5 protein-coding genes and 2 pseudogenes are annotated in these 7,485 nt (G+C 58.4%); 5 read left to right on the top strand and 2 right to left on the bottom strand.

The window, feature by feature from the left end; translation table 11 throughout:
• Window positions 1-281: 281 nt before the first annotated feature.
• The gene (locus AC3FNH_RS17555) at window positions 282-656 is read right to left on the bottom strand and encodes a hypothetical protein (protein WP_488720975.1); all 375 of its coding nucleotides are present in this window, start codon (window positions 654-656) and stop codon (window positions 282-284) included.
• Window positions 657-739: 83 nt separating this feature from the next.
• Window positions 740-3,949 (bottom strand): annotated as a pseudogene (locus AC3FNH_RS17550) (DUF637 domain-containing protein); the annotation flags it as partial.
• A gap of 192 nt (window positions 3,950-4,141) precedes the next feature.
• Here AC3FNH_RS17550 and AC3FNH_RS17545 point away from each other — a divergent pair.
• The 5 genes and pseudogenes from AC3FNH_RS17545 (at window position 4,142) to AC3FNH_RS17525 (ending at window position 7,347) form a co-directional block, all read left to right on the top strand.
• A complete protein-coding gene (locus tag AC3FNH_RS17545) occupies window positions 4,142-4,699 on the top strand; it encodes a tripartite tricarboxylate transporter substrate binding protein (RefSeq protein ID WP_488720974.1) in 558 nt (185 codons plus the stop codon).
• Window positions 4,700-5,202: 503 nt separating this feature from the next.
• Window positions 5,203-5,421 (top strand): annotated as a pseudogene (locus AC3FNH_RS17540) (PAAR domain-containing protein); the annotation flags it as partial.
• A gap of 27 nt (window positions 5,422-5,448) precedes the next feature.
• Entirely contained in the window at window positions 5,449-5,754 is a 306-nt protein-coding gene (locus AC3FNH_RS17535; RefSeq protein WP_488720985.1) for a hypothetical protein, read from the top strand.
• On the top strand, window positions 5,751-6,647 hold the full coding sequence (locus AC3FNH_RS17530) for a glycine zipper family protein (RefSeq protein ID WP_488720973.1): 897 nt from the start codon (window positions 5,751-5,753) through the stop codon (window positions 6,645-6,647). The genes AC3FNH_RS17535 and AC3FNH_RS17530 overlap by 4 nt, the downstream gene beginning before the upstream one ends.
• Window positions 6,622-7,347 carry a hypothetical protein gene (locus AC3FNH_RS17525; protein WP_488720984.1) on the top strand — a complete coding sequence of 242 codons (726 nt, stop codon included), beginning with the start codon at window positions 6,622-6,624 and terminating at the stop codon, window positions 7,345-7,347. Before AC3FNH_RS17530 ends, AC3FNH_RS17525 begins: the two co-directional genes overlap by 26 nt.
• Window positions 7,348-7,485 lie beyond the last annotated feature (138 nt).

Below are 7,485 nucleotides of genomic sequence, written 5' to 3'. Positions count from 1 at the left end.
GTCCGCCATGAATCAGTTTGCTATTCTGTATGGCGAGCGATTTACTGCCGCTCGAAGCTGACAGAATTCAAAACCGCCTCGCACACAAAAATACGGACAGGCCCGGCCTCAGCGACCCCAGCGTCCGCTTGGGCCGACAACCACAAGCAGAAGCGTTTGTATTCCCCAGGCGACACAAATCCGTGAATGGCTTCCCAGTTGCATGTACTCATGCCGACTTGATCCAAGATGAGCCCCCAGAAACGACGAACCCGGCCAAAGCCGGATTCGTTGCTGCGATCCTAGCGCTCATCCGTCTCAGGTAGCCAGCCGCTTTCGATTCTCTCAACAAGGAGCGTGTCGTTCCAAGCTCCTCTTATTGGCAACTTCCGTTGCTCCTCACTAATCGCTCCAACCTTCCACTCCTTTTCGCCATCCCAGAACCACCAAGTCTTCACCTTGCCAATTGCCGGGTCAACTACGCCGGCCCGAAATAGGGGCGTCTTTTCAGCATGCACTGGAACTTTGCAATGTGCGACCAGCCTGATAACCCCTTGCTTCAACGCGGCGGTGACGGGAAAGAAGACCCAGAAATTCGTCTCTCGCTCAACAAGCAACTCCAAATTCGGGAGGCCCTCCGAATAAGTCCCAGGTAACACACGAATCAGAGTGCCCATGGGAGCGACCTTCTTTACAAATTGGAAGTAAGCCTCCCCCTTCGATGTACTTATACCGAACACGCTACCAGATTTTAGTGCCATCAGAACCCCGGATATCCAACACTCTTCAACAGTGCAGCTCCTCGAATCAGAGCCCCCGCATATGCCGGGTTACTTTCCGCAATACTATTGATCTTGTTCATCAGAGACCCTCCGATCTTACCCAGCCCATTAGTCTCGATCAAGACTTGCTCGACCGCACGAGCATCGGCACGAGATATGCCTTGCAGGCCCGGTATTGCATCGATCTCAATGCCCTTTTGAGAAATGTGCGCGGCAGCGCGCGCGGTAAGATTATCTGTGATCCCAACATACTGGGTCGTGCCATCTGGTGCCGTCGACGTATATACCGTTGTTTTTCCAGTTGGCGCTCCTGCATCGTTCGTATTGGCTCCATTCTTCTGCGTCTGGGTAACGCCAGAAGCCACATCCCCTTCAGCGCCAGCAGCCGACCCAAACCGTACTGCTCCACCACCCGCACCAAAGCTACCACCTTCCAGCACGTTTGCCGTCGCTGGATCTGCCCTGTTAATCAGCTTGTCGGACAGCGAGTTATTCAACGACTCATTCTGCGCCGCCCCCGCCGCTGCGTTGGGGTTCTGTCCCAGCGCGGCCGCAAGCCCACCACCGGCCAGCATCGCAATGGCCACCGTTGCGGCGTTGTACCCGAGGTTGTTGTAGCTCGTCGTCTGGGTGCCATTGCCGTTATCGACCACGGTCTGCGTGCCGCCGTACAGACCATCGCGCACTAGAGGCGCCACTACGGCGCTCGCAGCGCCGCCAATGGCACCAGACTCGCAGTTGCCTCCACTAGCAGCCCCCGCAGCACATCCAAGTACGGCGTGCTCCGCGATGTTTTGCAAGGAGCCCACCTCGGTGGTTGCTCCGATCTCGTTGGCACCGAGTGCCGCACCTTGCGCCACGAGGCTGCCGGCAAGCGCCTTACCAAAGCTGCCGCCATAGACTGCGGTACTCACCCCGGCGTTGATCAGGCCCGTGCCTACCATGCCGAGGGCCTGTTGCGCCAAGGTGCCTGTGGCGCCATCCTGAGCGGCCTGCAGCACACCACCGAGGGTGTTGGTACCCGCAAGATTCGCCAGGCTGTTGGTGCCCTTGAGCACAGTGTCGAAGCCATTGACGCCGAAGTTGCTGCCGTCGAAGGTGATGCCGTTGGTCAGCCCCGCCGTCGCCGCACCGACCAGCCCGGCTATTGCCACCTTGCCAAAATCCAGTCCTTGGCCAGACACCAGTTGACTCGCAATGCTGCCGGCCATGCTGGAGAGCGCAGCTACTGTCATGGCTTGTGCCAGCGTCATGTTGGCCAGCGCGACGCCCATCGCGGCCGCAGCGGCACCGGCGGTGACAATCGATACCGCGACGGCGGCCACCATCGCGACCACCTGGCCAATCGGGCCAAGCCCCTTCTCCTGTTTGAGGAAGTTCTGGTGAATGTCATCGGCCACCGTACCGGCGGTGTAGTCGCCGCCCAGGTTGGCCTGCAATTGCGCGATCAGCGCATTGGTTGCCGCCTGGTTGATCGAACCGTCCGGGTTGGTGATCCGCAGCGCGTCATTGACGGCATTGATGGCCCCGACCTGCAGGTCGATATTGGCTGCGCTCATGAACCCGCCCGGCTGCACCTGCGTGCCTGTGTATTCCATCCAGCCACCGCTCACGCGGTACGCCGACTTGCCGATGTCCACCACATTCGGTCTGAGGTCCAGGCTTGCCGCCGTCACGCTCAGCGTGTCACTGGCCGACACCACGCCGCTGTTGCGGATCGTCCCGCCAGCGAAGTCCAGATTGACGTTGTCCACTACGATATTGCCGCCAGTCGCCTTGGCCAGCGCCTGCGCATAGCCCTCCGGCAGGTACACCTGCGGCACCAGCGCCGTCACCCCCGGACACACCCGGCTGCTGACGGTATTGCAACTGGGGTCCGGCACCGTCTGCTCGACGTACCACAACATCGGCTTGTCCAGCGCATTGATCTGCGCCTGCGTCAGCGCGGCGCCGAGCGGGATGTTGTTGGCCGCCGCATAGGCCGCCGCGTTCCGGTACAGGTCCTGCTTCTCCTGGTCGGTCACCGACAGCTGGTGCTGGCTGTCATAGGCCAGGCCGCTGATGAAGCTGTCCTGCCCCGTCTGCTGCAGCGCCGCTTGCTGCAGCTTCTGGTTCTCCGTGTACGGGTCGTAGTAGAAGCTGACGTTGCTGCCGGGGCGCAGGTTCGGCGGCAGTTGCGACAGCAGGTCGTCCGGCGTCACACCTGCCAGCACCGACGTGGCTGCGGACCCCGTCAGGTACTGCGTGCGGTCGGTATTGGCGCCAGGCGCGGTGAGCGGATTGCCGCCCAGGTTGGCGGTGAAGTGCCAGTCGATGGTCTGTGCACCGCCCGTCGTGGGCGTGCCAGGCGTGGCCACGATGACGGGGTTGAACTGCCACGGCTGGGTGGGATCCGTCGCCGGATTGGCCGGCGGCAGCGATCCGGCCGGCACCGGGGCCGGGCCCAGCGAGATCACCTGCTTTGGCACGGTGGCCGGCGGCGTCGGCTGGTTCGGGCTGGTGTAGCCGTTGACCAGGTCCGCACCACTCAGGTCCACCGAGTTGCCCATGAGGTTGCCGGTGTTCACCACCTGGCCACCCGACGTCACCGTCAGCGCGTTGCCGGCCCGGATCAGCGATTCCTGGCTGCCCAGCACCGATGTGCCGCCCGTGCTGTGGGTCTTGTCCGAGCTGAACATGCCGGTCTTCTCGACCCACATGCCGGCCCAGTTCGCGTTCTGCACGAGGCTGGTGTTGTCCACGCCGCCGGTCATGGTGACCGTGACATCGCGCCCGCCCGAGATCAGGCCCCCGTTGTTGGCCAGCGTCGTGCCGGAGAGGGTCACGTCGCGCGCCCCCTGGATGACACCTGCCGGTCCCGCCGCCACGGTCTCGCTGGCCGAGCAGTTGCTGCCCTTGTAGCTGCCGCCGCCGTTGCAACCGCCCGCGTAAGGCGGGTTCAGGTCGCCATAGTCCTTGTGCAGCGTCACCGGGTCCATGGCCTTGTTGACCAGCGTCGGCGCGTTGATCGACACGTCGCCGTTGACCGACTGGATGGTGCCGCTCTGGTTGGTGACGCTGGCCTGAGCGGTCAGGTTCACATTGCCCTGCGCAGCCAGCGTGCCATTCAGGTTCTGGATGCTCGCTGCGTTGATGGTCTGCCCTCCTCCTTGGGATGTAGCGCGGGAGCGAAATGTCTCAGAGTGAGACATACGATTGAGTGCTAGCCAGCCGCTTGAAATTCGGTGTGCCCTACCGCGCAAAATTGGAGGGCATACTATCGACAGATCCCTACGGAATCTTTAGGACAAACCTGATTTTCGGGGAGATTTTTCGAACGGGTATCATCGTGACCGTCCGCCGCCCATTGCGGAATGTCTTCGCTGGAACGCCCTTTTTCCATGGCGGACTACATCGCCTACGCGAAGGCGCATCCCGACGCGTTGAGCTATTCCACGCCGGGCTCGCTCACGACCAATCATCTGACCATGGAACAGATCTCGCAAACGGCGGGCATCCGGCTGACCCACGTACCGTTCAAAGGGACCAGCGAATCCCTGCAGGCTTTGCTTGGCGGCCATGTCATGTCGGCCGCCGAAACCGGCGGGTGGCAACCCCATGTCGAAAGCGGCAAGCTGCGCCTGCTTGCGGTCTGGGGAGACAAGCGCATGCCGCGCTTTCCCGACGTGCCAACACTGAAGGAGTGCGGCGTCGACATCGCACAATCGTCGCCGTGGGGACTGGCGGCACCCAAAGGCACGCCGGCGCCGATCATTGCCAGGCTCCACACGGCTTTCAGGCGGGCGATGGCACAGAGCAATTTCAGGGATGCACTGAAACCCTTCGATATGGAACCGATGTATATGAGCCCGGACCAGTACCGCAGCTTTGCGATCAGCGCCATGGCGCGCGAGAAGGCGGTATTGGAGTCAATCGGATACAAGAAGAACAGCGGCTGACGCGGCTACTGGAATGACGAGCGCAACGGGTGCCAGCGCCTCAGAGTTTCTGTCATCCAGAACTTCGGTCGAGGAAAACATCGAACGCGTCTTCGCCGCTGGCAAGCCGGCATAGCTGGGTCGCGCCGGTTGGGCATGTCGTCGCTTCAGCGTGGAGCCTTTGGCCCACCCGTCCTTACACAGGCTGCCGTTGCTTTCCCCTGTCCGTCAGACAGGGGATGTGGAATTCAAGAATCCTGCCAACTTAACCATCAGCCTGCCACGGTCTTCCCGATTGCGTGCCTGGCGTGTTTCACTTCGTTCCTCATGCTCGCTTTTCCTGCTCGTTGTCTGGTCTCGGCCGGCGGCGTCGAGCACGGTGGCCCGCTCCGTGATGTATGAGAAGAAGTTGCGCTAACCCGCGAGTCGCATCCGCTCATATTGTTAGATTTCCTTGACACTTTTTGCCTCGTCATCGGGACCGTGATACGTGTCGGGTTTCTACATTCCGACAGGTGGCTGATATGCGACGGTACTATCTGAAGGTGGGTGACAAATCCTCGGTCGGCGGCACGGCAATAGAAGGCATACCTTCTTGCTCGCATCACGGAACAGCTCTGACTTTCCTTGGCGCACAAGTGGTATGCCCAGCTTGCGGCACTACTGGGCAAATTGTTCCCAGGGGCCCACGGTGGCGGGACAACATGATGGGCAAAGAGGCCGCCTTGGATGGCGATCTATGTGCCTGCAGGTGCTACCCGCACCCTGTCATGCAAGCCTCGCAAGACACCATGTCTCAGAGCTTCGAGCCTCATCAGTTGGCGGAACTGGGCTATGCCTCAAATGGCATCCCATTGAAGAAAGAACCACCGGGGAACTTCGACGAGCGCGTGCGAGTAGTCGACCGTGAGGGCCGCCCCGTCTCAGGGGTTCCATTCCACATCAAGACAAAAACCGGAGCCATCCATAAGGGCGTCACTGACTCTGACGGCTATTGCCCTCGGATCAAGACAACCAGCATTGAGAATTTGGATATTGCTATCGGTCATAAAGCCGTGGAACGGTGGAATAAATGAGTACCTACATCTACACTACCGCGACGAACGACAGACGGGACTCCGAATATGACGTACTTGGTCATCTTATGCCCGCACGCATGTTTGTGTTTGTTATCGTCGACGAACCAGGCGCCGATGGCTTCCTCGTTCGTCGCATCTATACGTCTATTGAAGATCCCTACCTTAAAAATCTGGAGCTTTCTCCCGTTCAAGCACGCCGCGAAGTTTTCCCGGAAAAATATGGCTTGTGGGGCAGAAATCCAAATTCTAGTGCAAGCATTGCAGAGCACGTCATGGGGTATGAGAAGATTACCAGCTTCGCGTCCGCCAGCAGTGCGTTTCCTGATGGCGCCGGCCGCATGGCCGGCAGGGTCATTTATGTTGATATTGCTAAAGCAAAACGGTCAGGAGCCAAACTCGTGACGACTCAAGAGATTCGCCGCTCACTTGACGCGTATGCTCAGCAACATCCACACCTGAAGAGTCGCGTGAGCAAGATCATCAGCTACGCTGAAGGCCTTGATAAGGAGGTCCTGATTCAGCCAAATCCTCGCGTGCCTCCCGCCGGGATCTTCACAAAAGGCGGTTTGGCTGTCTCGCTTGGCATAGTGAAGTATGCCCGTGTTGTTCAAGTGGTAGGCATTGGCTTCACGGCCTACGACCTTGGCGTGGCCACTGATCAATCATTCAAGACCAGGAGCATTCGCCCCATCGAGAAAGAAGTAGTGAGACAGATTGGCGGCTGGGGAGGCGCTATTGCCGGGGCAAAGATGGGAGCTGCCGCCGGCGCCCTTGTTGGAATTGAGACCGGTCCAGGCACAATCATTACAGGGCTGATCGGCGGCATTGTCTTCGGTGCCATTGGCTACTTTAGCGGCAACGCGGTTGCTGACCAATTACCAAACAGGTGAGGTGCCCATGTTTTCCTTGTCACGTGCCATTGATAAGTTCTCCATAAGGAGACAAGAAAAGAGGCTAGCCAAGGCGCTTCCTGAAGATCGTCTTGCGGCGCTTTCCCATGTCTTTGGAACTTCTCCTTCCGTATTGATGGAATTATTCTCAAAATCTTCCGCAGAAAATTACCTTTCCTATCCGAAGATTGAGACACTAAATCGATTCGGAATTAACGCTTTTTTTATAACCCAAAATATCGAAGAATCACTTTCCTCCAACTATATAAATCTAGTGAAAATGGGACGAGAGAAAATTGCCACCAATCATTATCAAAGTGCTTGGCGGCACACATTTTTTGTCCATTTCGATGAGTTCAAGGGCCGAAGTTTCCTACTACTTACCAATGATTCTGATCTAATCAGATCAATTTCCCTCTTGAAGTTCAACCCCCCACCCCCGTGGATCGCCTGGAATGATCTTGGTCCAGCCATCTTCAACCTACAAGGTGATGCTCAATACTGGTACGAGAATATTTGGGACAAATACTGGGAGAGTTTAACCCTGGAACAGCAAGACGATTTTCTTGAGGCACACAAGCCAGAGCTCTCTAAAACAGAGTGGGAAGACTGGGTGGAAGCGATCAGGACTCGCGACGCAAGGTATCGGGACAAATTGAAGCGAGAATATGAACAAGGCAAGCTCGAAGGGGACAACTGAAGATATCGCTGCAATTTCGCTCTGAGCTGAGCACCACAAGATGCTCCACCAGACTCTCCTAACCTGACTCCAAAAGATCCGGAATAGCCCGCAGTAACGCCAACCAAATGCCTTCCTCCCGGAGGATGCAGGCACCAG

This window comes from Cupriavidus sp. 22TCCZM01-5 (assembly GCF_057798915.1).
Note: the sequence above shows the minus strand (reverse complement) of the source record. Positions and strands in the feature narration are given on the sequence as shown.